This window comes from Pseudoalteromonas sp. S3776 (assembly GCF_005886915.1).
Lineage (GTDB): Bacteria > Pseudomonadota > Gammaproteobacteria > Enterobacterales > Alteromonadaceae > Pseudoalteromonas.
The window spans coordinates 40,447-65,712 of sequence record NZ_PNCU01000010.1 but is presented as its reverse complement, the minus strand read 5'-3'; the positions used below and the strand labels follow the sequence as shown (position 1 = coordinate 65,712).

At 41.9% G+C, this 25,266-nt stretch carries 29 protein-coding genes; 2 read left to right on the top strand and 27 right to left on the bottom strand.

Annotated features, from left to right (window positions below):
• The 5 genes from ccmE to ccmA are packed head-to-tail and all read right to left on the bottom strand — an operon-like array spanning position 1 to position 2,729.
• On the bottom strand, positions 1 to 480 hold the full coding sequence (gene ccmE / locus CWC16_RS05755) for a cytochrome c maturation protein CcmE (protein WP_055015944.1): 480 nt from the start codon (positions 478 to 480) through the stop codon (positions 1 to 3).
• A complete protein-coding gene (gene ccmD, locus CWC16_RS05750) occupies positions 477 to 680 on the bottom strand; it encodes a heme exporter protein CcmD (RefSeq protein WP_004588323.1) in 204 nt (67 codons plus the stop codon). The genes ccmE and ccmD overlap by 4 nt, the downstream gene beginning before the upstream one ends.
• 3 nt (positions 681 to 683) lie before the next feature.
• Positions 684 to 1,421 (bottom strand): heme ABC transporter permease, encoded by a 738-nt coding sequence (locus tag CWC16_RS05745; protein WP_138540832.1) that lies wholly within the window; start codon positions 1,419 to 1,421, stop codon positions 684 to 686.
• 1 nt (position 1,422) lies between these two features.
• Positions 1,423 to 2,109 carry a heme exporter protein CcmB gene (gene ccmB, locus CWC16_RS05740; protein ID WP_004588321.1) on the bottom strand — a complete coding sequence of 229 codons (687 nt, stop codon included), beginning with the start codon at positions 2,107 to 2,109 and terminating at the stop codon, positions 1,423 to 1,425.
• On the bottom strand, positions 2,109 to 2,729 hold the full coding sequence (ccmA, locus tag CWC16_RS05735) for a cytochrome c biogenesis heme-transporting ATPase CcmA (protein WP_138540831.1): 621 nt from the start codon (positions 2,727 to 2,729) through the stop codon (positions 2,109 to 2,111). The genes ccmB and ccmA overlap by 1 nt, the downstream gene beginning before the upstream one ends.
• Before the next feature lie 113 nt (positions 2,730 to 2,842).
• Between ccmA and fliK the strand changes: the two genes are divergently transcribed.
• Both fliK and CWC16_RS05725 read left to right on the top strand, forming a co-directional pair.
• Positions 2,843 to 5,155, top strand: coding sequence for a flagellar hook-length control protein FliK (gene fliK, locus CWC16_RS05730; RefSeq protein WP_138540830.1), 2,313 nt, complete (start codon positions 2,843 to 2,845; stop codon positions 5,153 to 5,155).
• A gap of 1 nt (position 5,156) precedes the next feature.
• Positions 5,157 to 5,477: an EscU/YscU/HrcU family type III secretion system export apparatus switch protein gene (locus CWC16_RS05725; protein ID WP_138540829.1), complete on the top strand. Its 321-nt coding sequence runs from the start codon at positions 5,157 to 5,159 to the stop codon at positions 5,475 to 5,477.
• 80 nt (positions 5,478 to 5,557) lie between these two features.
• Here CWC16_RS05725 and CWC16_RS05720 read toward each other — a convergent pair whose 3' ends face one another.
• From CWC16_RS05720 to fliL, 22 genes are all read right to left on the bottom strand, one after another.
• A complete protein-coding gene (locus tag CWC16_RS05720; protein WP_055018073.1) occupies positions 5,558 to 5,959 on the bottom strand; it encodes a DUF2802 domain-containing protein in 402 nt (133 codons plus the stop codon).
• Positions 5,960 to 5,976: 17 nt separating this feature from the next.
• A complete protein-coding gene (locus tag CWC16_RS05715; protein ID WP_055018072.1) occupies positions 5,977 to 6,474 on the bottom strand; it encodes a chemotaxis protein CheW in 498 nt (165 codons plus the stop codon).
• Between the two features lie 24 nt (positions 6,475 to 6,498).
• Positions 6,499 to 7,281 carry a chemotaxis protein CheW gene (locus tag CWC16_RS05710; RefSeq protein WP_138540828.1) on the bottom strand — a complete coding sequence of 261 codons (783 nt, stop codon included), beginning with the start codon at positions 7,279 to 7,281 and terminating at the stop codon, positions 6,499 to 6,501.
• 3 nt (positions 7,282 to 7,284) lie between these two features.
• Complete coding sequence (locus CWC16_RS05705) at positions 7,285 to 8,055, bottom strand: ParA family protein (RefSeq protein ID WP_004588314.1); 771 nt, start codon at positions 8,053 to 8,055, stop codon at positions 7,285 to 7,287.
• 15 nt (positions 8,056 to 8,070) lie between these two features.
• Positions 8,071 to 9,033: a flagellar motor protein MotB gene (locus tag CWC16_RS05700; RefSeq protein ID WP_138540827.1), complete on the bottom strand. Its 963-nt coding sequence runs from the start codon at positions 9,031 to 9,033 to the stop codon at positions 8,071 to 8,073.
• 5 nt (positions 9,034 to 9,038) lie between these two features.
• Positions 9,039 to 9,803 (bottom strand): flagellar motor protein, encoded by a 765-nt coding sequence (locus tag CWC16_RS05695; protein WP_138540826.1) that lies wholly within the window; start codon positions 9,801 to 9,803, stop codon positions 9,039 to 9,041.
• On the bottom strand, positions 9,796 to 10,941 hold the full coding sequence (locus CWC16_RS05690) for a protein-glutamate methylesterase/protein-glutamine glutaminase (RefSeq protein WP_138540825.1): 1,146 nt from the start codon (positions 10,939 to 10,941) through the stop codon (positions 9,796 to 9,798). Before CWC16_RS05690 ends, CWC16_RS05695 begins: the two co-directional genes overlap by 8 nt.
• A 50-nt stretch (positions 10,942 to 10,991) precedes the next feature.
• Positions 10,992 to 13,205 (bottom strand): chemotaxis protein CheA, encoded by a 2,214-nt coding sequence (locus CWC16_RS05685; RefSeq protein WP_138540824.1) that lies wholly within the window; start codon positions 13,203 to 13,205, stop codon positions 10,992 to 10,994.
• Positions 13,206 to 13,220: 15 nt separating this feature from the next.
• The gene (locus CWC16_RS05680; RefSeq protein ID WP_138540823.1) at positions 13,221 to 13,988 is read right to left on the bottom strand and encodes a protein phosphatase CheZ; all 768 of its coding nucleotides are present in this window, start codon (positions 13,986 to 13,988) and stop codon (positions 13,221 to 13,223) included.
• 15 nt (positions 13,989 to 14,003) lie between these two features.
• A complete protein-coding gene (cheY, locus tag CWC16_RS05675; RefSeq protein WP_008132609.1) occupies positions 14,004 to 14,387 on the bottom strand; it encodes a chemotaxis response regulator CheY in 384 nt (127 codons plus the stop codon).
• 41 nt (positions 14,388 to 14,428) lie between these two features.
• Positions 14,429 to 15,139, bottom strand: coding sequence for an RNA polymerase sigma factor FliA (locus tag CWC16_RS05670; protein WP_055018085.1), 711 nt, complete (start codon positions 15,137 to 15,139; stop codon positions 14,429 to 14,431).
• Positions 15,140 to 15,165: 26 nt separating this feature from the next.
• Positions 15,166 to 16,026 (bottom strand): MinD/ParA family ATP-binding protein, encoded by an 861-nt coding sequence (locus CWC16_RS05665; RefSeq protein ID WP_054983003.1) that lies wholly within the window; start codon positions 16,024 to 16,026, stop codon positions 15,166 to 15,168.
• A complete protein-coding gene (gene flhF, locus CWC16_RS05660) occupies positions 16,019 to 17,494 on the bottom strand; it encodes a flagellar biosynthesis GTPase FlhF (RefSeq protein ID WP_055018065.1) in 1,476 nt (491 codons plus the stop codon). The genes CWC16_RS05665 and flhF overlap by 8 nt, the downstream gene beginning before the upstream one ends.
• 22 nt (positions 17,495 to 17,516) lie before the next feature.
• Complete coding sequence (gene flhA, locus CWC16_RS05655; protein WP_055015932.1) at positions 17,517 to 19,628, bottom strand: flagellar biosynthesis protein FlhA; 2,112 nt, start codon at positions 19,626 to 19,628, stop codon at positions 17,517 to 17,519.
• A 204-nt stretch (positions 19,629 to 19,832) separates the two neighbouring features.
• Complete coding sequence (gene flhB / locus CWC16_RS05650) at positions 19,833 to 20,966, bottom strand: flagellar biosynthesis protein FlhB (protein WP_138540822.1); 1,134 nt, start codon at positions 20,964 to 20,966, stop codon at positions 19,833 to 19,835.
• Between the two features lie 8 nt (positions 20,967 to 20,974).
• Positions 20,975 to 21,754, bottom strand: coding sequence for a flagellar biosynthetic protein FliR (gene fliR / locus CWC16_RS05645; protein ID WP_055015930.1), 780 nt, complete (start codon positions 21,752 to 21,754; stop codon positions 20,975 to 20,977).
• Positions 21,755 to 21,756: 2 nt separating this feature from the next.
• Positions 21,757 to 22,026, bottom strand: a complete 270-nt coding sequence (gene fliQ, locus CWC16_RS05640) for a flagellar biosynthesis protein FliQ (protein WP_055015929.1) — start codon at positions 22,024 to 22,026, stop codon at positions 21,757 to 21,759.
• A 42-nt stretch (positions 22,027 to 22,068) separates the two neighbouring features.
• A complete protein-coding gene (fliP, locus tag CWC16_RS05635; protein WP_055015928.1) occupies positions 22,069 to 22,812 on the bottom strand; it encodes a flagellar type III secretion system pore protein FliP in 744 nt (247 codons plus the stop codon).
• A gap of 4 nt (positions 22,813 to 22,816) precedes the next feature.
• Positions 22,817 to 23,200 carry a flagellar biosynthetic protein FliO gene (gene fliO, locus CWC16_RS05630; protein ID WP_138540821.1) on the bottom strand — a complete coding sequence of 128 codons (384 nt, stop codon included), beginning with the start codon at positions 23,198 to 23,200 and terminating at the stop codon, positions 22,817 to 22,819.
• Entirely contained in the window at positions 23,197 to 23,595 is a 399-nt protein-coding gene (gene fliN, locus CWC16_RS05625) for a flagellar motor switch protein FliN (RefSeq protein WP_055015926.1), read from the bottom strand. Before fliN ends, fliO begins: the two co-directional genes overlap by 4 nt.
• Positions 23,596 to 23,615: 20 nt before the next feature.
• Positions 23,616 to 24,707: a flagellar motor switch protein FliM gene (fliM, locus tag CWC16_RS05620; protein ID WP_055015925.1), complete on the bottom strand. Its 1,092-nt coding sequence runs from the start codon at positions 24,705 to 24,707 to the stop codon at positions 23,616 to 23,618.
• 9 nt (positions 24,708 to 24,716) lie between these two features.
• Positions 24,717 to 25,250 (bottom strand): flagellar basal body-associated protein FliL, encoded by a 534-nt coding sequence (gene fliL / locus CWC16_RS05615; protein WP_055015924.1) that lies wholly within the window; start codon positions 25,248 to 25,250, stop codon positions 24,717 to 24,719.
• Between the last annotated feature and the right edge of the window lie 16 nt (positions 25,251 to 25,266).

Here is a 25,266-nt window from a genome sequence, read left to right as displayed (position 1 = left end):
TTAGCTACCGCTATCTAGGTTGTATTTTGGTTTTTCGTGTTTAATTCCCTTTACGGCTTCTGCTACTTCTGCTGGCATGTATTCTTCATCATGCTTAGCCAGTACTTCAAAAGCTTCAATCACGTTTGGCTCTACAAGCACACCTTGCGCTACAATACCTTGGCCTTCGCGAAATAAGTCAGGCAAAATGCCCTGGTATTTAATTGTAACCAATGGCCCTGTATCTATTAGTTTAAAGCTGACTTGCAAACTTTGTTCATTACGAATAACAGAACCTGGCACAACCATACCGCCTATACGCAACTTTTGCCCTATTTGCGGTTTTTCTTTATCTGGGCCTTTGCCTTCTATTAGCTCGCTCGGTGTGTAAAACAAGTTAATGTTTTCTTGAAGTGCATAAAGTACTAAGCCTATAGAAGCACCAATGCCAAACAACACAGCAATAATTACCAATAGGCGTTTTTTACGTCTAGGGTTCATGAGATTTGTTCCTGCTTCGCTTTTTTAATTCGCGCTTCGCGCGCAACTTGCTGCTCTACTGAGGCCATAATACGTTTTGTATCACGTAAAGAGCTAAATAAAATGCCCAACAAAATTAAGGCGCACGTACCAAAAGAAAGCCACACGTAAAACCCGTAGCCCCCCATTGCAATAAAATCAGAAAAAGAGTCAAACTGCATAATTTACCCCTTACTTAACAAGGCTCGAACCCACGGTCGATGCTTTTCACGTTGTAATATTTCATTTTTTAAACGAATTAACGTTACAGTGCCAACAAAAGCACCAAACGCTAAAATATTCACCATAAGCGGCCAAAACATACTAGGGTCAATAGCTTTGGTGTCAAACTTTGTGATTGTTGCGCCTTGATGTAGGGTATTCCACCACTCAACAGAATAATGAATAATAGGTAGGTTAATAACCCCAACAATGGCCAAAATAGACGCCGCTCGCCCTGCTGACTTTTTATCTTCAAATGCATGATAAAGCGAAAGTACACCTAAGTATAAAAATAATAAAATAAGCTCAGAGGTTAAACGTGCATCCCACACCCACCAAGCGCCCCACATAGGTTTGCCCCATGCTGCGCCTGTAATTAACGCAATAGCAGTTACACATGCTCCTACCGGGGCAATAGCAATGACTGCAAGTTCGGCGTTACGTAATTGCCACACTAAAGCAACCACGGCTGCAATAGCCATAGAAGAATATGCGCCCATAGACAAAATAGCCGACGGTACATGAATGAAAATAATACGGTAACTGTCTTTTTGTTGGTAATCAGCTGGCGCAAAACCTAAGCCCCAAATCCAACCAACAAGCATACTTATAACCGTAACAACGGCAAAATAAGGCAGTAACGTATTACATAATTGATATGCGCGCTCTGCTTTTGCGTAGGGATGTAACCACTTCCACATATTAACTTACACTCACTTTTAATGCTGACGATATGGCGATGGGTGCACACATAATAGCAACTACTAACATGGCCCCAAGAATGGCAAGCTGCCCGCTATAATCCAGCGACATAGTACTGGTATCAATGGCTGACGTTGCAAAAATTAAAACAGGGATATACAAAGGCAACACTAATAGGCTCATTAAAATGCCGCCTTTTTGTAATCCCACAGTAAGGCCAGCCCCAATAGCACCAATAAAGCTTAATAATGGCGTGCCTAATAATAATGTTAATACGGTGGCTAACAGCGCTGAGCTCTCTAAATTAAGCAATAAAGCAAATAACGGTGTCATTAATACTAATGGTAAACCGGTAACAACCCAATGCGCCGCGACTTTGGCCAACACGGTGAGGGATAGCGGATACGATGAAGCGATTAACTGCTCCAACGAGCCATCGTTATAGTCGTCTCTGAATAATTTATCGAGCCCAAGCATAGTAGAGAGCAAAGCGGCTACCCAAATAATACCTGGCGCCATTCTGTTTAATAGACCGGGCTCTGGGCCTATTGCTAACGGAAATAACGAAATAACAATGAGAAAAAACAAGATAGGATTGATAATTTCAGCACGCTGGCGAAACGCAAGCTTTACATCTTTACTAAATACCGCACTAAACAGCAGCCAATATGAATGTTGACGAGTCATCAGTAACGATACTCCAAGGTCACCGTTTGTAGGTTTTCAAACTGTGTTGTTAAATCTTGATGGGTTGTGAGTAAAATAGCGCCACCACTTTTTAAATGCTCAGAAAAACGTTGTTGTAAAAATGCAACGCCATTTTTATCAAGTGCAGTAAAGGGTTCATCAAGCACCCATAGTTTTGCATCGCTTAACCATAAGCGCACTAAAGCGACACGACGCTGCTGCCCTGCAGAGAGCATTCTTACTGGCACATCTTCAAGGCCCACTAAGCCAAGCTTAGCTAACATTGGATATAAGTCGGGCTCATTTGTATAGCCATTAATGTGTAACCAATGACTTACGTTTTCCAGTGCGCTGAGCTGTGCATTAACACCGGTTTTGTGGCCTATAAATAGTAAGTCTCTGGCGTACTCTTCATAATGTTTGGTAATAGCTTGCTGTTTATAAAAAATAGCGCCTTCATCAGGCACACTAAAGCCTGCGACAATACGCAATAATGATGTTTTGCCAGCCCCGTTAGGACCCGCTAATTGCATGATTTGACCGCTATTTAGGCTAAAATTAAGATCCGCAAACAAACAACGTTCTTGCTTGATGCAGGTGACGGACTTAATGTGTAACAAGATGACGTTTCTCTATGCCAAAAATTAGGCGTTAGTCTACCATAATGATAGGGTAATACGAATATTGCTTTAAAATCGATTCACGAAAATTAGCGAAAACTTGATTTAAAATAATGAATAATCCAACGCAAATCACATTATCTAATTCATTGGTTAATAACCAAAGCGCCCCGAGCACTTCAGACGAATTAGTACAATTACCCGAGCAGGTACTTGCGGCTAAAAATATTCAGTTTTCAAAAGGTTCAATTACACTCGATGTATTAATTGATAAACACTGGCAAACACTACGTTTAGGCATTACCCATGCCTCTCAAAACACAGACAAAATAGCAAGTGCTAACATACAGCTCAGCGCTGATGGAAAGCAGCTAAATATAACTCCCAACAATACCAATATTACACTTAGCAACGCATCTCAACTGCAGCGTTTTTTAAATTATGTAAGTACCGGTAGTGAAATACAAAGCAAACCCTTGCCTGTTAATATTAAGCTTTCGCCGTCACCACAGCTTATAATACCTAGCCTTAATGCCAGTATTGCAATTAACAAAGAAACCGCACAACTATTAAATACCGAGCAGCCATTACAGGTACTTATTAATACCACTAATAAAGGCGCACAAATAAATGTTATTAACCGTTTTGCTGATTCCGTTCATACTCAAACTCTCAGCCAACATAAAATTACGCAGCTATTAACTAACTTACTGCCTAGCGCGAAACTACAAGCAACGCCTAAATTAGCTATTATTTCTCACCCTCAGCATAGCGGCTCGTTCACCACTCCAATCACTAATAAACAACTTAGTGAATTGCCCAGTAAACCCGTGGCAGTAAATATTACTCATCAAGCAGATAAGCTGCTCATTAAAACTAACTTACCCAATATGCAGGTCGCACTTAACAACTCATTTAGTAAATCCTTTACCGACTTGGTTTTATCACAGCAGCAAAATGCAACCAGCCCCCCCGCTGATAAAACAAGCCCGCAGTTAAGTGCACAGAGCCCTATAAAATCATGGTTACAAAGCAGCTTTAGTGATTTAAAAACGCGAATTAACGATGCCGTTAAATACTTTGAAAGCAAACCCTTTGCGAGTAAAACGTCACCTTTGCAGGCTCAACAAGCTAATCTTGATGTAAACAAAACGCCTACACAAATAAACCCGTTAGCAAACCCTAATTTAAGCAAGCTAAATATAACCGCTGAAGTTGCTAATCATTCTTATACTCCTAACAGCCCTTTAGCTAAACACTTTGCGCAGCTTCCTCCTTTAGTGCAAATAACCCAGCAACTAAAGGCCAGTGTGTCGTTATGGCAATCAGCAAACAACATGGCTCAGCCACAAGCAGTGAGCGCTCAACCAACATATATAAGTACGCAAGGCATTCCTTCTGGGCCGCTGAGTTTAAAAACATTAAATGCCACAACATCACAGGTAAATACTTCGAATCAACCCGGTTTACCTCACTCGCTTTTTAAAACCGCACCAAGTCAGCAATTACAACCGATTGAAGCCAAGCTTTTAACTTCGCTTTTAAATTTACCAACAGAGAGTGAGCGCCCAAATAGCGCTTCTAACCCTACAACATTGTTGAGTAGCCAAATTACTGACATAGCAAGTAAAGCGACTCAAAATACACCTGATCTAACACGTTTGGTAAATCAAGCTTTTAATAGAATGGTCTCTAGTAATAATGTTCACCCAGCAACCATACAGCGAGAGCTTTTAAGTACCTTACAGCCGCTTACTACGCCAAACGACACACTACAAAGTAGCTTTACAAAAGGACTTGAGCAGCTTGCGGTGACTATTTTAGCGGCGCCAATAATAAGCCAATCGAGTACTTCACTAACGTTTAACAACCACACCGGAGTGGATGCCCTACTTAACGTGCTTTTACCTACTTTTAAAGTAGGTAATGGCGCGGATAAACTATTAGAACAACTTCAACAAACACACATACAAGAACTTGCCCCAGAGCTACTACAGGTTAAAAATACCCTTAGCCAAGTGCAAGTAACTACACCAAACCAGCAAAACGACACAAACCCGCTAGCACAGTTTTTATTTCCAATGAAACTTCCGCCTGAAGCGGGACAAACAGAAATAACCTTAGGGCAATATAAAAAGGCCAGTGTAGATAAAACCGAAAAAAACGTGTGGTTTGTTAGATTAAATTTTGATTATGCACAGCAAGGGCAATTACAAATAGTGGCTGAGCTTATGGACAAAGCGCTCGATTGCCAGCTGCTAGCCTCTAGCCAAGAAGTAAGTGCAATTGCACATCCTCATTTAGATAGCCTCAGGGCTAAATTAGCTCAACATGGCTTGCAAGTAGGCGAGCTAAACTTAAAACGTGGAGATGCGAGTCATCAAGCGTTTTATCAATCGCATGCCATTATAAATATTAAGGTATAACATGACTGACTCCTCTAATTTTGCAGCAAATAATAAATCAGCTATTGGCCTCTTGTATGAAGCGGGAAGTACCCCAGCAGTAAGTGTAAAAGGGTTTGGCGAGTTGGCTGATGAAATAATCGCTGCTGCAAAACAAAAAGGCATTATGATCCACCAAGATGAAGCACTTGCTAAAACACTCTCACACTTAGAATTGGGAGAGGAAATACCCAAAGAGCTTTATTATGTTATTGCTGAATTGATTGCTTTTTCGTACGTGCTTCGTGGGCAGTTCCCACCTGGCTGGCAAGACTTTCAAGGTAAGCTAAATGTAAAGGCATAAACAGATGGGTGAATTTTATCTCCCTCTTATTAAGTATTACTGCACATTGATATTGTGTTTAGTTAAAAGCAAAAAAGACGCTAGGCGTCTTTTTGTTTATGTAACGAAAATAATAGTTCAGCCTCAGCCCTAGGAAGCTCGCACTCGCGTATCACCTCATCTAAATCTGCACCAAGCTCAACCATTTTAACAGCTCGAGAATATATTTTTGCGTCTGGGTCGTCATATTTTTGAGCAGCTTGTTGTTGCATCAACTCTTGATTTTGTTGCTCAACTTCAAGTACACGCTTACCAATACTTAAAAGCCCTGTTCTGAGCTCAGACACTTCACTACGTAATATATGTGTTTGCTCTGAGGTATCTTTTAATTGCTGTGATACTGCATTAAGCTCTGCCGACTGTTTATTTTTTAATGCAACAATTAGCGCCAGCGATATTAAACCAGCCCCTAGCGCTATTATTGCGATACTAAGTAACAACATAATTTTAGTGGTAAAGCTTAAATATCGCTCAACTCATCCCATTCGTCATCGCTAAGTAATTTATTTAAATCGACTAAAATAAGTAATTCGTTATCGCGGTTACACACGCCTTGAATAAATTTAGCGCTTTCTTCGGTACCAACATTTGGGGCGCTGTCGATTTCAGAGCTGCGTAAGTACACAACCTCAGATACACTATCAGCTAAAATACCAATTACTTGCTCTTCTGCTTCAATAATTAAAATGCGAGAGTTATCAGTCGCATCTGCAGCTGGTAAGCCAAAGCGAGCTCGAGTATCAATAACAGTAACTACGTTACCACGTAAGTTTATAATACCAATAACGTAAGAAGGCGCACCAGGTACTGGGGCTATTTCGGTATAACGTAAAATTTCTTGTACCTGCATTACGTTTACGCCGTAGGTTTCTTCTTCAAGCTTAAACGTTACCCACTGTAAAATTTCATCGTTGTTATCTGCGTTTTTATTCGCTGATAATAGTTTATCTTCGCTCATGCTGTTACCCCGTAATGGTCATTACTACTGACGGCTATCTAAGCCTTTTTCTAATAGTGCATTTAAATTATCTACATCTATTAAAGCACACATTTTTTCTTTAATAACACCAGCAAGCCAAGGACGTTTGCCGCTGTTTTTTCGCCATTTTACATCTTCTTTACTCAATGTAATGTTATTTATTAACTTTTCGGCCAATAACCCCCAGTTACTATCCCCCAGGGTGATTAAATACTGATAATTAAGAGAAGCCTCTAACTTTTCATCGTACTTTTCTGGCATTACCCAACGGGCGGTATCAACTACGTTTAGTTTTTCATCCCTATTAAGCATAACGCCTTTAAACCACTTTGGCTTACCAAATAAATGATTTACCTCACCTAATTGATGAATACCCCCAAGCGCTTTTAAAGGAACAGCCAATGTTAAGCCAGCCACTTCAAAAAATAGAGCCTGAAATTCTCCTTCAAAGTAATCTTCTTGGCTATGTAGTAAAGGCGCAGGCTCTGTACTTTGCAAGGTTTGCACCTCAGGTGTATTTACTGGCTCAGGCTCAATAGGCGCTGTTTGAGAGGGAACGGGCTCAACGTCACTAATAGCCTCTTTTACTTGCTCAGAATAAAGCTGCTCGGTCACGCTTAATTGCGCTTTGGGTTTTAAAAGTACCTCGTCGTTTTGTATGGCACTAGGTACTTGTTCAAGGAGTTTAGCTACAGGCTCAAGGTTTTCCTCAGGTTCGTCTTCGCATAAGAGCGCCCCTAAGTATTGAGTCATTACTTTTTCATTAGCAAATAATTGCTTACTCATTCATTAACCTTGTCCAATTAAATAATCTAATAACGCTTTATAAGCGTATACCCCACGCGAACGTGGGCAAAACTCTATGGGTACCTTTTGTGCAAGGCTTGCATCTCTAAACTTTGTATCAACGGGGATCACCCCTGGCCATACTTTATCTTTATATGTATTTTGCAACGTTTTGTAGGCTTCAAGCGACGCTTTTGTGCGCTTATCATACATAGTAGGGATTATAGTATATTGGTACTGTTTCGCTTGAGAGCTTTGCATTAATTCCATAGTGCGCATCATTCTATCAAGCCCTTTGAGCGCCAAAAACTCAGTTTGCACAGGCACTAAAATACGTTCGCTGGCAGCTAACGCATTCACCATTAGAACACCTAAAACAGGAGGGCAATCAAGCAACGCATAATCGTAATGTTCACTAATTTTTGCAAGTGTTTTTTTTAAAATTAAGCCCATCCCCGTTTTATTGCCCATACTTCTATCGAGAGTTGCTATAGCCATCGTTGCGGGCAATATATCTAGGTTTTCCATTGTAGAGGGGCACAAAGCTTGCAATATTTCTTCACTTTGCATTGAGGTGCCGCGAGCAAAAATATCGTACACACTGACTTCTAAATCTTCAGAATCAATACCAAAATAATACGTAAGTGAAGCGTGAGGGTCGGTATCAATAAGTAATACGCGTTTACCTTGCAATGCTAAAATACCCGCAAGACTAACAGCCGTTGTGGTTTTACCTACACCGCCCTTTTGATTTGCTACTGTCCAAATCTTCACATTAAGTCCTAATTACTATTCATTGCGCGTGGTGATCCTGATGCCACCATGAGGTAAACGAATTATTTTAATTGCGTTATCATCAGAGGGAAGTTCGACCTCTGGCTCAGGCGCTTCTTTTTGCGCTTGCTCATCAGGCTCAGCTTCATTTTCGGTGGTTTGCTGTACTAAGCCATACTTAGAAAGGGCAATAACAACTTTTCGATTCTCTGCACGACCCGCTGCGGTGTCGTTATCGGCAAAAGGTGAATATTGGCCATACCCTTCTATTGCCATTCTCGCTGGGTTAATTCCTAACGTTTCTAATTCAACTAAAATAGAGGTCGCACGTGCAACTGACAACTCCCAGTTAGAGCGAAACATTTCATTACGAATACTTTCGTTATCTGTGTAGCCTCTTACTCTTATGTAGTTATCTACTGGGGCAATAATATCTTTTACAATTTTTACGACTTGTTTAGCGCGCGCGTGGGCCACGGAACTGCCACTTGAGAACAACATTCCTGAGCTTAGCTCAATAATAAGCCAATCTTGGTTGAGCTCTAAACTTGCTTCTCCATCACGAATCTCATCTATAAGTGCTGAATGTAATTTAGTTAATAAGCTATCTAGCGGCTTACCTAAATGTTTTTGTTTTATATTACTGGTATCACTTTGTCCATCTAGCAACTCTGGGCCAGACTCCTGTTTTTGAATGCTCTCGCCATATAATAATTCGTGCTCCGGGGTCACACGGTCTGTAAGTAACCCTTCACCCGTAACACCCTCGCCTTGTTGCGATTGCTGCCTTGCTGATTTGTCAAAAACCTGTTCTAAAGAGTCGGAGAGGATTTGAAAACTTTCTTCTTTGTTTATGGCAATGGCATACATAACCACAAAAAAAGCAAACATAATGGTCATGTAATCGGCATAAGAGACCAACCAACGTTCTGTATGTTGATTTTTTTCTGCTGATTGACGTAGGCGCCGGCGTAACATAAAAGTTACTCTACCACGACATTAGGGCGCTCTGTGCGATAAGCTTCAAGCTTTAATTCTATGTTAATAGGACTTTCGCCAAGGCTTATCGCTATTACCCCTTCGGCCATCATTTCATGGTAAAGCATTTTTTGCTCTACGCGCTGTTTAAGTTTATTGGCCATAGGTAAAAATAATAAGTTAGCTAACCCCACCCCATATATTGTTGCAATAAAAGCGGTCGCAACCCCTGCACCTAGCTTTTGAGGGTCGGTAATAAATGACATAGCTTGAATAAGACCTAGTACGGCCCCTAAAATACCTATTGTTGGGCTATAACCCCCCATAGCTTCATACACTCTACTTGCTTCAAGTAAACGGTCACGTTCAAGCATTAAGTCTATTTCTAAAGTGTCGCGAAGCTTTTGCTCCGAACACCCATCGACAAGTAAATTAAGCCCTTTAGCTGCATAAGGGTCTGGATGACTAAGTGCCTCTTTTTCTAGTGCTAAGTAGCCTTCTTGGCGAGCTTTGTGCGACCACGTTTTAATTTGTTCTATGGCTTGTTCAATATTGTCTTGTGGTGCAAAAAACACCCAATGGCTTATACTTAGCGTTTTTTTAAAGGTACTTGTAGCCGTTTGTAACATAACGGCGCCTAAGGTGCCGCCAAGCACAATAATAAGTGCAGGGCCGTTAAATAACGCAGTGACAACGCCCCCCTCTAAAGCATAACCAATCGCTATGGCGCCCAGGGCGATGACTAATCCTAAAACAGAAAGCTTATCCACAGCCTGTCTCTCTTTTGATTCTTGCTGCTACATCGTTAAGGGCTAAATGTTCTGAGGCAAGCCCTGCGTTTGCAATAGCTTGCGGCATACCGTATACAACACAGCTTTTTTCATCTTGCGCCCAAATTGTTGCGCCAGCTTGCTTAAGCATTCGAGCGCCATCGCGCCCATCGGCTCCCATGCCTGTTAAAACAATTGCAAGTGCATCTCCTTGATAGCTTTTAGCAACACTTGCAAACGTCACATCAACACTAGGTTTGTAGCTTATACGCTCACTGTTATCTTCAAACACACGCAGTGTTTTATTACCACTTCGCCCCTCAACCATCATTTGCTGCCCGCCTGGTGCTAAATAAGCTGTGCCAGCTTCTAGTCTGTCACCTTGTTGTGCTTCTTTTACACGTATTTTGCAAAGGCTATTTAATCGTGCCGCAAACGCAGGCGTAAAGGCTGCAGGCATGTGTTGAATTAACAAAATAGGGTGGGCAAAATTAGCAGGTAGCTGGGTTAATATAGTTTGTAAAGCAACAGGCCCCCCGGTTGAGGTGCCAATAGCTACTATTTGATAATGTTTACCACTAGCACGCGTGGGCATACTGGATGTAGCTGTTGCTTGCACTGGGGCGGCACGTTGAAAGCTTCTATCGGGTTGTTTTACTGATGAACTTGTTGTCGCTAGTTTGCTCGTTGGTGAACCAGCTGGCTTACTTGATGTTAACGGCCTTATTGGACGAGGTGCACGCCTACGACCAATTTCCTTCACTTTAGTTTGCAATAGCTTGATTGCATCTTCGTTATTTCTGGCAATGTCCTCAAACTTTTTCGGTAAAAAATCCATTGCGCCGGCATCAAGTGCATCTAACGTTGCTGTAGCACCATCGCGAGTTAAGGAAGAAAACATAAGTATTGGCGTGGGGTTGCTTGCCATAATTTCTTTCACAGCGCTAATACCGTCAAGCACAGGCATCTCTACATCCATGGTGATCATATCCGGACGTAACTGTGCTGTTTTGTCTACGGCTTCTCTACCATTAACAGCAAAACCTATCACTTCAATACCGCTATCTTGTTCAAGAATTTCGCTTACACGGCGGCGAAAAAAACTGGAATCGTCAACAACTAAAACTTTTACGGCCATTGCGCTCTCTTATTAATTTATGTGTAGGCATAAACATGTATGCCTACATTTTATCCTGCGTAATGCTTAAGCATGTTAGGTACATCTAAAATCAGTGCAATACCACCGTCAGATGTAATTGTTGCACCAGCCATTCCTGGCGTACCTTGTAATAACGCATCAAGAGGCTTAATAACAACTTCTTCTTGGCCAATTAATGAATCAACCACAAAGCCAACCTGCTGTGTACCTATTTGTACAATCACCACATGACCTTGTGCTTTTCGCTGAGAGCAATCAGCATCTTTAACTAGCCAATGCTCTAAATAGAAAAGGGGTATCGCTTTTTTACGAACAATAATTGTAAGCTGACCGTCTACCACATTGGTTTTTGTTAGATCTAAGTGGAATATTTCACTCACACCAGCAAGCGGTAACGCAAATGTTTGCTCACCAACAATCACCATAAGTGTAGGCAAAATAGCTAACGTTAAGGGGACTTTTATCTCTAAAATTGTACCTACGCCCAATTCAGACTGGATATTAACAGAGCCATTAAGCTGGGTGATTTTAGTTTTTACTACATCCATGCCTACACCACGACCAGAAATATCAGATATTTCTTCTTTGGTCGAAAAACCAGGCGCAAAAATTAGGTTATATGCTTCAGTGTCTGATAAACGACTTGCCTGATCATGGTCAATAACGCCTTTACTAATCGCTATTTTTTTCAGCTTTTCAGCGTCCATCCCTGCACCATCATCTTTAATGGTTAACAAAATATGGTCGCCTTCTTGTGAAGCCGATAAAGTAACATTACCTGTTCTAGGTTTACCCGCAGCCTCACGCGCTGCGGGCATTTCAATACCATGATCTACCGAGTTGCGCACTAAATGCACTAACGGATCGGCTAATGCCTCAACTAAGTTTTTGTCTAAGTCGGTTTCTTCACCTACAAGCTGTAAGTTAATTTCTTTATTTAAGCTGCGTGCTAAATCACGCACAACGCGAGGAAAACGACCAAATACCTTTTTGATGGGCTGCATTCGCGTTTGCATTACTGCACCTTGAATATCAGCGGTGACTACATCAAGATTTGATATCGCCTTGCCCATCGCTTCACTGTCTGTATTGGTCGCTAAACTGACTAGCCTATTTCGTACTAATACCAGCTCGCCAACCATATTCATTATTTGATCTAAACGCTTAGTATCAACACGTACCGTGGTTTCAGCAGGCGGAGGCGTCGCTTTTTTAGGAGTTGCGCTGCTTGCTGGCTTATCAACCATTTTAGGGGCTGGTGCTGCTTTTGCCGCAGGTGCTTGCTTAGCAACTGGTGCTGGCTCTGGTTTTGCTGGCGTTTGTGCGACAGGTGCTGCCTTAGGTGGCTGCGGTGCAGGTGTCTCAGCTTCTTTTGATTCTGGTGCTCCGCCTTTGCCATGCAGTTCATCAAGCAATGCTTCAAATTCATCATCACTGATTTCATCATCGCCAGTATCATTTGTAACAGACACTGGAGGTGGTGTAGTATCTTTAACTTCCGGCTCTTTGCTTGAGGTATTGCCAGCAACAGGGCCAAAACTACCCACACCGTGTAATTCATCCAACAAACTGTCAAACTCATCATCAGTAATGTCTGAACTTGGGTCTGGCTCTGCACTTGCACTTGGTTGCGATACCGGGCTTTGGCCTTTACCATGAAGCTCATCTAATAAGCTTTCAAATTCATCTTCTGTAATTTCATCAATCTGCGTGCTATCTGCTGAAGGGCTTGAACCTGCTACATCAAATAATTCATCAAATGCAAATGGGTCTTCTTCATCAGGTGCATTAACAGGTGCTGCGGGTTCTTGTACAACAACTTCAGGGACTGTTTCTGTAAGCTCGTCATCCGAAGGCGGTTGACCAAGTTTATGAAGGGTTTCTAATAATTGAGGATCTGCTGGGTCTGGCTGTTCGCGGTTTTGAATAGTAGCAAACATTTCGTTAATGGTATCTAGTGCTTGTAAAATCACATCCATCAATTCTGAATTAACGGTTCTAACCCCTTGGCGCAAGAGGTCAAATACATTTTCAGCACCATGACAAGCGTCTACAAGCTCAGTCATAGCTAAAAAGCCAGCTCCCCCTTTTACGGTATGAAAGCCCCTAAAAATAGCATTTAGTAACTCAGTATCTTCTGGGTTATTTTCTAGCTCAACTAACTGTTCAGATAAAAGCTCAAGGATTTCTCCAGCCTCTACAAGAAAGTCTTGTAAAATATCTTCATCGACTTCAAAGCTCATGCAGTTACTCTCCTCTTAGAAGCCCAAACTTGATAATAGGTCGTCGACCTCGTCTTGATCAGATACAACATCACTTCGCGACTCTTTATCAATAATAGGGCCTTCAGGACCTGCTAATGTTTGTGCGGCAACCAGTTCTTCTGTTTCTTGTTGTTCTTTACTTTCAACAGTGCTGTCATCTTGTGCGGCAAATGCTGTTAAAAGGTGAATTAGACTCTCTTCAACTTCTCTGACTAACTCTATTACTCGGCGGATAACCTGGCCGGTCAAATCTTGAAAATCCTGCGCCATGAGTACATTGGTCATTAAAGTCTGCAACTCATCAGTTTTGTGATGAGAGCTATTCATAAATTTATCGATGCTGTGGCATAAAGTTTTAAACTCGCCCAGCTCAATTTCACGGTTCATAAGCCTATCCCAAGTAGGCTTAATATGTGCAATTTCATCTGCTAGCTGCTGTGCAATAGGGAGGCTTGCTTCTACCGCATCCATTGTTTTGTTAGCTGCATTTTCTGTCATTTCCATGACATAGTTTAAGCGTTTTTTTGCATCCGGAATTGCATCAGTAGTTAAATCGGTTAAACGCGTATCAAGTTCAAAGCTTTTAAGAGCTTCGTGCAACTGACGCGTTAACTTACCTACTTCGGCAAAAAGCTGCGATTGCTCTTGAGAGGCAGTATCTAAAATTAATTGGTCAGCTTTATCTTGCTCACCGTTTTCTAAAAAAACAACGAGCTGACGAGCTTGTTCTAAAGTAATTTGAGGCGCAGCTGGTGCTGACATAAGCCTCTCCTCTCATTAACCTAAGCGTTCAAACACTTTTTCTAATTTAGTTTTCAAAGTACCTGCAGTAAATGGCTTAACAATGTAACCATTAACACCTGCTTGCGCTGCCGCTATTATTTGTTCTTTTTTAGCTTCTGCTGTCACCATTAAAACCGGAATATGTTTTAATTTATCATCAGCTCGAATAGCTCGTAGCAAGTCAATACCCTGCATCCCTGGCATATTCCAATCGGTTACTACAAAGTCAAAAACCTGATTTTGCAACATAGGTAATGCTGTAGAGCCATCATCAGCTTCTTGAACATTCGTGAACCCTAGGTCACGCAACAGATTTTTTATAATACGTCTCATTGTAGAAAAATCATCAACAACAAGAATTTTCATGTTTTTATCCAAAACATCCTCCGGTGAGGTCTTAACCTATAATTTACTTACTACTAGTTTATCCAGTCATTGATTTTTGCTTTGAGCTTAATCATCGCCTGACCATGTATCTGACTTACACGCGATTCACTTACATCGAGTATATGCCCAATTTCTTTTAAATTCATTTCATCGTTGTAATACAAAGAAAGCACCATCGCATCACGCTCTGGTAAAGACTTTATCGCCTCTAACAATGAATTATTAAACCGTTCATTTTTAACATTATTAAATGGTTTGTCTAGCGCTAAATCTTGACCTGCAGGGCTAATAACATCTTCATCTACCCCAAGGTCATCTATACCTAGCACTTTACTGGAATTAACATCATTTAAAATATGATGGTATTCTTCTAGCGAAATATCAAGTTTTTCAGCTACTTCAGTATCTTTTGGCTCTCTATTTAAGCTATTTTCTAATTCTGTGATGGTTTCGGCGACTAATCTGCTTTTACGGTGCACCGAGCGAGGAGCCCAGTCACCCCTGCGCATTTCATCGAGCATAGCGCCGCGAATGCGAATACCCGCAAACGTTTCAAAGCTTGCTCCTTTACTGGCATCAAAGTTTTTTGAGGCCTCAATAAGGCCTATCATTCCTGATTGAATTAAATCATCGAGCTGAACGCTAGGAGGAAGACGAGCTATCAAATGACACGCCACTTTTTTGACAAGCGACGCATGCTTTTCAACAATCACATTTAAATTTTGTGTTGATTGATATCCCATAGCTCTTTTCACCGAAGTTGTCATAATCAGCCGTTTACTAGCTTCTCAATGAAAAATTCTAAATGCCCTGAAGGTTGATTAGGTATAGGCCACTTTACTGCTTTTGTCGCTAATGTTTTAAACGCGACTGCTGCTGGTGAGTTAGGGAAAAGATCGACAATGACTTTTTGCTTACGCGTAGATTTACGCATATTTTCATCATATGGGATGGTCGCAACAAGTTCCATTGACACATCTAAAAAACGGTCAGTTACTTTTGACAGCTTGGCAAAAAGTTCTTGGCCCTCACGCATGCTGCGCACCATGTTAGCAACAATCTTAAATTTATAAACGCCATGCTCGCGGCTAAGTACTTTAATAAGCGCGTAAGCATCAGTAATAGAGGTCGGTTCGTCGCACACAACAACCATTACATCTTGGGCTGCACGAGAAAAGCTCAGCACCATGTCAGAAATACCGGCGGCGGTATCTACAATTAAAATATCAAATTCTGTATTAAGCTCACTAAAGGCACGAATTAAGCCCGCATGCTCAGAAGGGGTTAGCTCCACCATACTTTGCGAGCCGGATGTAGCAGGCACTATTTTAATGCCGCCTGGGCCTTCAACTAAAATCTCATCAAGTTCGCACTCACCCGAAAGGACATGAGATAAGTTTTTTTCAACACGTAGTCCTAGCATTACATCACAATTAGCTAGGCCTAAATCGGCATCTAATACTAATACACGATTACCCTGCTGTCCTAAAGCAATCGCAGTATTTAATGAGACGTTGGTTTTACCCACCCCGCCTTTACCGCCGGTGACAGCGATAACTTTTACGCCGTTGTTATTGTTTTGACTCATTTTGCGCAGGCCGCTTGCTTGATCTAATACTGTGTTAATCATACATCCCTACTGTGCTTGGCGCCACCGCTTGGTGCCTTGAATGTTGTGCTTTTGCTCTTTTTAAATACAATTGCTCAGCTTTTTTTACTAGTTTTTCAGCATTTGCAACGCGAATATCTTCTGGTACACGCTGACCATTAGTAAGATACCCTATCGGAAGACGATTTTGAATCGCTATACTAATAATCTCACCTAAACTTAATGATTCATCTAACTTAGTGAAAATACAACCGCTTAGCTGAACCTTTTTAAAATGTCTCACCGTTTCTTGTAGAACATTTATTTGTGCAGTAGCACTTAATACTAAATAACTACGTATATCTACTCGTTGGTTACGCATTAAGGTGTTTAGCTGTTCAGTTAAGCGTAAATCACGTTGACTCATACCCGCTGTATCAATTAATACTAGACGCTTATTACGTAAATGATATAAAACTTCAGCTAATTCATTGGCATCTTTTACTTGTTTAACACCACAACCAATAATACGGCCATACGTAGCAAGCTGCTCATAAGCACCTATTCTGTAAGTATCTGTCGTTATAAGGGCGACTTTGTCGGCGCCATATTTTTGTGCCCCTAATGCTGCAAGTTTAGCAACTGTGGTTGTTTTACCTACACCAGTAGGCCCTACAAGTGCGTACACACCACCTTGGCGAAGAATTTCATTATTGGTGGTCTGCATTTGATCTTCAACCATTTGTAATAATGCCTTCCAACCTTGCTGGCGCGATACGTCATCAGGAATAAAACACGCCATTTGCTCTGCAACGTCTTTATCTATCCCCATGCCAACTAACCGATCAATCATGCATGCACGTGTTGGGTCGCGACGCGCCATATCTTGCTGCATTAAACCCGATACTTGGTGCTCTAGTAACTGGCGAATTGCGTTCATTTCATCACGCATTGCGCTCATTTGAGCGCTTTCGTTATTATTAGCTTGGCTACGCGGTGCAACCGGCGTATCTAGCTCGTCAAAATCTTGATCTAGGTCATCAAAGCCTAAGCTGTCAGCTTGGGTTTGCATGCGTTTTGGCGCTTCATTTTCGCGTGCAAACATATTTGTAGTACGTGGCTGTGCAGGCTCTTGATAATGCTCAGATGTATCAATACCTGATTGCGAAAACATAGAAGCAAGTTCAGGAGAGCGAGGACGCGGCGACTGACGCTCCAATAATGCTTGTAAGCTATCGGCGACTGCTGCTTGTGGCTCAGGTTGCGCACGCTGCGGCTCTGGCTTTACAAAGTTATGAGCGTTTTGTTGAACAGCTCTTTGAGGAGCTGGCGCTGCCTGTGGTTGCGCTGCGGCTTTAGGGGCTGCTTTGTCATAATCTACTGCGGCAACAATTTCTACACCATTAGCGAGTTTTTTGTTCGACATAATAACGGCATCAACACCTAACTCATCTTTAACTTCTTTCAGTGCGGTGCGCATATCTTTAGCAAAAAAACGTTTAATCTTCATGGTTCAACCCCTGTTAAAATCTTTATTGTTGGCCTACTGAGCTGACAATCTTGATCTGTCTTTCATCTGGTACCTCTTGATAAGACATCACCCTTAAACCCGGTATGGTGTACTTAACAAAACGAGATAACACAGTGCGTAACATTCCTGACGTTAGCAATATTGAAGGTTCTCCGGCCATTTCTTGATTCTGATGCGCTTCGTTTAATGATGTTTGAAGTCGCTCAGCAAGGCTTGGTTCTATTCCGGCACCTTCGTCGCCAGCATTTTGTAATGACTGATGCAACATCTGTTCCAACTCAGGCGCCAAGGTTATGACAGGGATTTCTGATGACATGCCCACAGCGTCTTGTACGATTAAACGGCGCAGCGAAATACGCACTGCAGCGGTTAATACATCTGCATCTTGGCTACGTGGGCCGTACTCTACAAGGGTTTGAACAATAGAGCGCATATCACGAATAGCCACACCTTCGTTTAATAAATTCTGCAGCACTTTTACAACGGTTGTCAGTGGTAGCACTTCTGGCACTAGGCCTTCGACTAAACGTGGATGACTTTTAGCTAGCATATCAAGTAGGTTTTGAACCTCCTCATGGCCTAGCAATAATGCAGCACTGTTTGTTAGTAATTGGCTAATGTGAGTGGCTACTACAGTGGCTGAGTCAACCACGGTATAACCAAGTGATTGTGCTTCGTCTTTTTGATCTGGCTTTATCCATACCGCATCTAAGCCAAACGCAGGGTCTTTGGTTTCGACCCCTTTAATAGGACCAAAGACTTGTCCAGGGTTGATGGCCAGTTCATCGCCATGTTTTAGTTCGCCTTCACCACTTGAAACACCCATCATGGTGATGCGGTATGCATTAGGGTCTAATTCTAGGTTATCGCGTATATGCACAGGTGGCACCAAAAAACCAAGCTCTTGAGATAACTTTTTACGCACCCCTTTAATGCGGTTGAGCAGCTCACCACCTTGAGATTGATCAACCAGTGGGATAAGTCTGTAACCAACTTCTAAACCTATTACATCTATTTGTTGTACATCGTCCCAGCCAAGCTCTTTTTGTTCTTGTTTATTCGCTACACCAGTACCAGGTGCAGCACCACTTTGTGCTTCTTGCTCTGCTAACGCGGCGGCTTTTAGTTTTTGCTGTTGCGTAAAGTAAGCTAAGTAGCCAAGTAATGCCCCTAAACTTAAAAAGGCAATGTGAGGCATACCCGGGACTAAACCCATAATGATCAAAATGCCTGAGGCAATAAATAAAGATTTTTCGTTACCTAACTGGGTTTTAAATTGTTCACCCATGTTATGCGATTCGTTTTGGCGGGTAACAACAATAGCTGTACCAATAGAGAGCAGTAATGAAGGAAGCTGCGCAACAAGGCCGTCACCTATGGTAAGTAAAGTATACACCTCCATTGCGCGGCTAAAGCTCAAGTCATGCTGTATCATGCCCACAAATAAACCGCCAACAATATTAATAATTAATATCACGATACCGGCAATGGCATCGCCTTTTACAAACTTGCTCGCCCCATCCATAGAGCCATAAAAGTCAGCTTCTCGGGTTACTTCGCTACGGCGCTCACGTGCTTGCTCTGCACTAATAAAGCCAGCGTTTAAGTCGGCATCTATCGCCATTTGTTTACCCGGCATAGCATCTAGCGTGAAACGAGCTGATACTTCCGAGATACGCCCAGCACCTTTGGTTATTACAACAAAGTTTATGATGATAAGAATTAAAAACACCACTAAACCAACCGCGTAGTTCCCGCCAATTACCACTGAGCCAAATGCTTCAATTACTTTACCAGCGGCATCCCCCCCGTTATGCCCCTCAAGAAGTACAACTCGCGTACTGGCAACGTTGAGGGCTAAACGCATTATAGTAGCGATTAACAATACCGCGGGAAACATGCCAAATTCGAGCGGTTTCATGGTGTAAACTGTCACCAATAAAACAACCAAAGCAAGAGCAATATTAAATGAAAATAAGATATCAAGAAGAAATGGTGGCAGCGGTAAAATAACCATACCCAGCGCTGCAAGTACTAAAAGCGGTGTGCCTACGCCTTTGGCATACTCTTTTTTGTCTTTGTTAAGTTGTTGTAATACCGCTTTAAAATCCATAACTCTACAATTCAATAAATTGACACTGGCCTGAATTTGCAATAACTATTCCAAGTATAGAGCCCGCAATAGATTCATTGATTATTGATGCAAATTTTAAAGCTGGTTAGAGACAAGATTGTATTGGCATTTTGGTTTGAATTTGCAGTGGCGTGTTGGTATTTACCGAGGCGCCCCCTTAAAGTGTAGTTAGCTCAACACACTCTAATCGTATTTGAAGTCATCAGGTATAGGCAGTTTAGACTTAAGCGGAATAGGTCGTTTACCACGTCCTTTTTTAAAGCGTTTAAGCTGAAATACATAAGCTAAAACCTGTGCTACCGCCGTAAATAATTGATCAGGTATTTGCTGGCCTACTTCCGCGGTATGGTAAAGTGCCCGCGTAAGCATTGGAGATTCTACAATCGGTACTTCGTTACCTTTGGCTATTTTACGAATTTGCATAGCCATTTCATCTATCCCTTTGGCAAGTACAATCGGCGCACCTGCACGCTCAGTATCGTATTTTAGCGCTACAGAATAGTGGGTAGGGTTGGTTACAATTACGTCGGCATCGGGGACATCTTGCATCATTCTTCGCTGCGACATTTGCCTTTGTGTTTGCCTAATACGCGCTTTAATTTGCGGATCACCTTCTGAGTTTTTGTACTCGTCTTTGATCTCCTGCATGGTCATTTTAAGTTGTTTGTTGTGGTTATAACTTTGATAAGGGGCATCTATTGCGGCAATAATCACCAAAGTGCACGACAAGCCTAAAAACATCCACGAGAGTATTTCAAGGGCATGAATTATATTGCTCGGTGCACTTTCAATACTTAAATGTAAAATCTCATCAAAAAAAGTTTGGATTAAAAACACCGCAAAAATAGCCACCAGCGCAAACTTTAATATGGATTTTACCAGCTCTATGGCAGCTTGAGGGCCAAACATGCGTTTAAAGCCTTTCATTGGCGACATTTTACTAGGCTTAGGTGCTGCAGCTTCCCAGCTAAAATTAAAGCCGCCGAGTAAGGTATTACCAATAAAGGCCGCAATAACAATAATTAAAACAAACATCGCCATAGGAAACAGCAGCGCACTGGCCACCTCACTCCACACCGCAAACATTTTAGTGGTATCGTAAGTCTCAGTGCGGTTTAAAGACAGCATTCTCCCCATAATATTGTACAAACCTTTGCCTATTTCTGGGCCATACAACAATAACGAAATGGCAGAAAAAATAAGTACAAACATAGTACCTAGCTCTTTTGAACGCGCTATTTGCCCTTTCTTTTTAGCGTCTTCGAGCTTTTTGGAGGTGGGTTCTTCTGTTTTTTCTTGTCCTGAATCTTCAGCCATCGCCCCTCCTACACCGTACAGCCAACTAGGCTGCACATAAGCTCAATCATTTTTAACCACTGAAATTCAAACTGGGTAACAAAATTGCCTAAGGTGGCCCAAATAATCATCAAACCGGCAACTAATGTGAACGGGAAACCTATTGAGAAAATATTTAACTGCGGTGCTGCACGCGTCATAATACCAAATGAAATATTAATGATGAGCATGGCAGTAAGAGGCGCTAAAGCCAATACCAGTGCTGTGGTAAACATCCAGCTGCCCCACGTTACTATGTCCCAGTAATGATCTACAGCCCACCAATCGCCGTTTATTGGCAGTACTTCAAAGCTATGTACAACCATTTGAATCATCATTAAATGACCATTAAAAACAAAAAATAACAAGGTCGCTAAAATTAAATAAAACTGGCCAACTGCGGGCACACTTGCACCATTTGAGGGGTCAATAACGGAAGCAAAGCCCAAACCGGTTTGCATTGCTAGTATTTGTCCAGCAAGCACAAAAGTATTTAGCATAAGTGTAGAAGCGAACCCTATCGCAACACCTATCAACATTTGCTGAATGACCACCAGCACCATTTCAAAAGAAAATAAGTTAGTAAATGTTGCAGGGGGCAGCGCAGGCACAACTAAAAACGTAACCACTACCGCTAACCCCATCTTAATGCGTGTAGGTACGTTTTGTGCGCCTAAGCCCGCCATAATCATGATCATTGAGCTGATGCGAACTAGAGGCAGTAAGAAATCACTTAACCATTGAATAACAACAGAAAAAGGAAATTCCACAGTTAGCCTGCAATTTCAGGAATGAGTAATACTAGGCGGTTAAAAAAGTCCATTAGCTCTTGGGTTAGCCAGTGTCCGCCAACAATAAGTGCCCCTATGGTAATTAATAAACGCGGTAAAAAGCTTAAGGTTTGTTCGTTAATGGAGGTTGCCGCCTGAAACACCGCCACCACTAACCCTACAAGTAAACCAGGTACCACAATAGCTGAAACCAGTTTAATCACTAAAAACAGTGCATCACTGAGAATATCAACAAAAATTTCCGGTTCCATGTTGTACCCCTAATGTTTAAAAGTGCGAATGTAAAACATGGTTTATGTCCCTAAACCAAAGCTTTTAGCGAGCGTACCCATTACAAGGCTCCAGCCGTCAACCAGTACAAATAGCATTATTTTAAAAGGTAAAGACACAATCATGGGCGAGAGCATCATCATACCCATGGCCATTAATACTGAGGCAACCACCAAATCGACTATTAAAAAAGGGATAAAAAACATAAAACCAATAATAAACGCAGTTTGCAGTTCACTAGTCACAAACGCAGGTATTAACACAATTAGCGGCGTAGCCTCTGGCGAGTCAAGCTGCTCATAACCTGCTATTTTGGCAAACGTTTCTAAGTCTTTTAATCGCACCTGCGAGAGCATAAAGGCTTTCATTGGCTCTTTTGCAAGCTCTAATGCTTGTACCGAAGTAACTTGCTCATTTAAGTAGGGTTCTATAGCGCGCTCATTAACTTGCTGATAAATAGGCGCCATAATAAAAATACTTAAAAATAGCGACATCCCTAATAAAACTTGGTTTGAAGGTGTTGATTGTAAACCAATGGCTTGGCGCAAAATGGCCAGTACAACAATAATACGGGTAAACGAGGTCATCATAATTATGGCGGCAGGAATAAAGCTCAGCGCCGTCATAATAGCCAGTACTTGCAAGGTTACAGAGTAATCTTGCGTCCCGTCGGCATTGGTTGTAATAGTTAGTGCGTCTATGCCCTGTGCACTGCTTGCAGCAGGTACAAATAACATAGCTAAAATAATCAGCAGCCACTTTATCATAGGGTTAATTCTTTTTATTTTGATTCGTTTGCGGGTTAAGTAGTTTGCTAAATCGCTTAGCAAGTTCTGGCAATTCTTTTTCACTTAACGGCGTTTCAAGTTTATGTAAGTAGTTAATGCTGTGTGGGGTCACCCCTAATAAATGCTGTGCATTATCTATTTCAACCACCATTAACCGCTCTCGCGAGCCAAGTGGTAAACTTCGCACTACTTTAAACTCGTCGCTATTGGCTAAGTTTGGATTGAGCTTTTTAACAAAAAATGCCAGCACCACAATCAGTACTAGCACCATTATCAACGACAGCACCATAGACAAAATATCGGCCGTAGGCGTTACGGCGTCTGCTTTGGTAAATACTGAGCTGGTTAAAGCTACAAGTGTATTCATCGTAATTTTTTGATCCGCTCTACCTGGCTAATAACGTCCGTTAAACGAATGCCAAACTTATCGTTTACTACAACCACTTCCCCATGGGCAATGAGCGTACCATTTACCAGTACATCTAATGGTTCACCTGCTACGCGGTCAAGCTCAACAACAGAGCCTTGGTTTAGCTGCAATAAATTACGGATATTTATTTTAGAACGCCCTACTTCCATAGAAATTGTTACAGGAATATCTAAAATTGTATCGAGTTTGCGTTTTTCGTCGCCGCTAAGTTCATGTTTATCATCACTTAACTCATCAAGCTCGGCAACTTGCGCCTCTGCGCCATCATCACCGCCTTCGGCTTCAGCTAGGGCTGCTGCCCATTCGTCCATTGTGTCTTGATCATCGCTCATACTTTTAACCTTTTAATCAATTACCAGTCTAAGTCTACACCGTCAGAAAGGTGTAGATCATCTTCTAGTTCTGCTAATTCTGCATCTGAATCAATTTTCTTGCCGCCTTTGGTAAATACATGCAGCTCAGATTTAACTGAATCAGGACGTTTAATTTTTTCACTAATTTGCAGCGCAACGTTATCGCGAGAGCGACCCATTTTAGCTCTAAATGTAGGTAACTCTTCAACAAATACCGTGATATGCTCTGGCATTTCTACCGGAATAATATCGCCCGCTTTAAGTTCCATTATCTGCTTGAGCGACAAGTCAACCTCAAGAAGCTGTGTTGATAAATCAACTTCAACATCCATAATTTCATCGCGTAACGCTTTGCTCCAACGCAAGTCGGTATCTTCTGTATCCGATTGCACACCCGCATCAAGCAGCTCTCTAATTGGCTCAAGCATTGAGTACGGTAGTGCAATGTGAAAATCGCCACCACCGCCATCTAATTCAATATGGAAAGAGCTAATAACCACAACCTCAGTAGGGCTCACAATATTAGCCATTGCTGGGTTTACTTCAGAATCGAGGTATTCAAACGATACGTCCATAACTGGCGCCCATGCTTCTTTGTAATCTTCAAAGATAATTTTTAGTAGCATTTGCACAATTCGGCGTTCGGTAGGGGTAAATTCGCGGCCTTCAATTTTTGCATGGTAACGTCCATCACCACCAAAAAAGTTATCTACCAAGATAAACACAAGTCGTGCTTCCATGGTAATGAGGCCAGTGCCTTTTAGCGGTCTAAAACGCACCATATTTAAACTTGTTGGCACAAATAAGGTATGAATATATTCGCCAAATTTAATCATTTGTACGCCATTAATCGACACCTCTGCGGTGCGGCGCATCATGTTAAATAAGCTTATTCGCATATGACGAGCAAACCGCTCGTTAACAATTTCCAGGGTCGGCATGCGACCACGCACGATCCGATCTTGCGAAGAAAAGTCGTACTGTAGTGTACTGCCTTCGCTGTCTTCACCTTCGTGTATATCTTCCTCTTCGACTTCATCAACGCCGTGTAAGAGTGCATCAATTTCGTCTTGGGATAATAAATCGCTCACGCTAGCCCCTTATTGCATCACAAAGCCGGTAAATAATACCCGCTCAATTACTTTCGTGCCTTCAACATCATTCAGTGCGGCTTGCACTTTTTCAAGCGCTGTAAAGCGCAGTGTTTCTTTACCAGCACTTGTGCTGAGCTCATCAGCGGTGGTGGTTGAAAACACGCTTAATAAGGTGCCTTCAATTAAAGGGATGTGCTTTTTAGCGGTTTCTTCATTTACATCGCCGCGCACAAGTAACTGCACTTTAATTTGTACAATTCTATCTCTGCTTGACCCAGGTACATTAAATACGAAGGGTCTTGGCATAGCAACATACAACGCACTGCCCATTTCAGCTGAAGAGCCAGAAGGAGCGGCCGAGTCGCTTTGCGCTGCGGTTGTTGTCTCTTCATCTAATGTTTCAACGGGTGCATCATCGCCCGCCATAAAAAAATAGCCAGCACCACCGCCAACAACAAGCAGCACTGCCACTATGATTATGATCAGCTTTTTTTTGCTTTTACCGGTTTCTTCTATTTCTAAACTTGTTTCTTCGGCCATTGTGATTCCTTTTTTA

Coding starts and splice junctions, on each gene's coding strand:
- ccmE (WP_055015944.1), bottom strand. CDS start 480: ATGAACCCTAGACGTAAAAAACGCCTATTGGTAATTATTGCTGTGTTG.
- ccmD (WP_004588323.1), bottom strand. CDS start 680: ATGCAGTTTGACTCTTTTTCTGATTTTATTGCAATGGGGGGCTACGGG.
- CWC16_RS05745 (WP_138540832.1), bottom strand. CDS start 1,421: ATGTGGAAGTGGTTACATCCCTACGCAAAAGCAGAGCGCGCATATCAA.
- ccmB (WP_004588321.1), bottom strand. CDS start 2,109: ATGACTCGTCAACATTCATATTGGCTGCTGTTTAGTGCGGTATTTAGT.
- fliK (WP_138540830.1), top strand. CDS start 2,843: ATGAATAATCCAACGCAAATCACATTATCTAATTCATTGGTTAATAAC.
- CWC16_RS05725 (WP_138540829.1), top strand. CDS start 5,157: ATGACTGACTCCTCTAATTTTGCAGCAAATAATAAATCAGCTATTGGC.
- CWC16_RS05720 (WP_055018073.1), bottom strand. CDS start 5,959: ATGTTGTTACTTAGTATCGCAATAATAGCGCTAGGGGCTGGTTTAATA.
- CWC16_RS05715 (WP_055018072.1), bottom strand. CDS start 6,474: ATGAGCGAAGATAAACTATTATCAGCGAATAAAAACGCAGATAACAAC.
- CWC16_RS05710 (WP_138540828.1), bottom strand. CDS start 7,281: ATGAGTAAGCAATTATTTGCTAATGAAAAAGTAATGACTCAATACTTA.
- CWC16_RS05700 (WP_138540827.1), bottom strand. CDS start 9,033: ATGTTACGCCGGCGCCTACGTCAATCAGCAGAAAAAAATCAACATACA.
- CWC16_RS05690 (WP_138540825.1), bottom strand. CDS start 10,941: ATGGCCGTAAAAGTTTTAGTTGTTGACGATTCCAGTTTTTTTCGCCGC.
- CWC16_RS05685 (WP_138540824.1), bottom strand. CDS start 13,205: ATGAGCTTTGAAGTCGATGAAGATATTTTACAAGACTTTCTTGTAGAG.
- CWC16_RS05680 (WP_138540823.1), bottom strand. CDS start 13,988: ATGTCAGCACCAGCTGCGCCTCAAATTACTTTAGAACAAGCTCGTCAG.
- CWC16_RS05670 (WP_055018085.1), bottom strand. CDS start 15,139: ATGGGATATCAATCAACACAAAATTTAAATGTGATTGTTGAAAAGCAT.
- CWC16_RS05665 (WP_054983003.1), bottom strand. CDS start 16,026: ATGATTAACACAGTATTAGATCAAGCAAGCGGCCTGCGCAAAATGAGT.
- flhF (WP_055018065.1), bottom strand. CDS start 17,494: ATGAAGATTAAACGTTTTTTTGCTAAAGATATGCGCACCGCACTGAAA.
- flhA (WP_055015932.1), bottom strand. CDS start 19,628: ATGGATTTTAAAGCGGTATTACAACAACTTAACAAAGACAAAAAAGAG.
- flhB (WP_138540822.1), bottom strand. CDS start 20,966: ATGGCTGAAGATTCAGGACAAGAAAAAACAGAAGAACCCACCTCCAAA.
- fliQ (WP_055015929.1), bottom strand. CDS start 22,026: ATGGAACCGGAAATTTTTGTTGATATTCTCAGTGATGCACTGTTTTTA.
- fliP (WP_055015928.1), bottom strand. CDS start 22,812: ATGATAAAGTGGCTGCTGATTATTTTAGCTATGTTATTTGTACCTGCT.
- fliO (WP_138540821.1), bottom strand. CDS start 23,200: ATGAATACACTTGTAGCTTTAACCAGCTCAGTATTTACCAAAGCAGAC.
- fliN (WP_055015926.1), bottom strand. CDS start 23,595: ATGAGCGATGATCAAGACACAATGGACGAATGGGCAGCAGCCCTAGCT.
- fliL (WP_055015924.1), bottom strand. CDS start 25,250: ATGGCCGAAGAAACAAGTTTAGAAATAGAAGAAACCGGTAAAAGCAAA.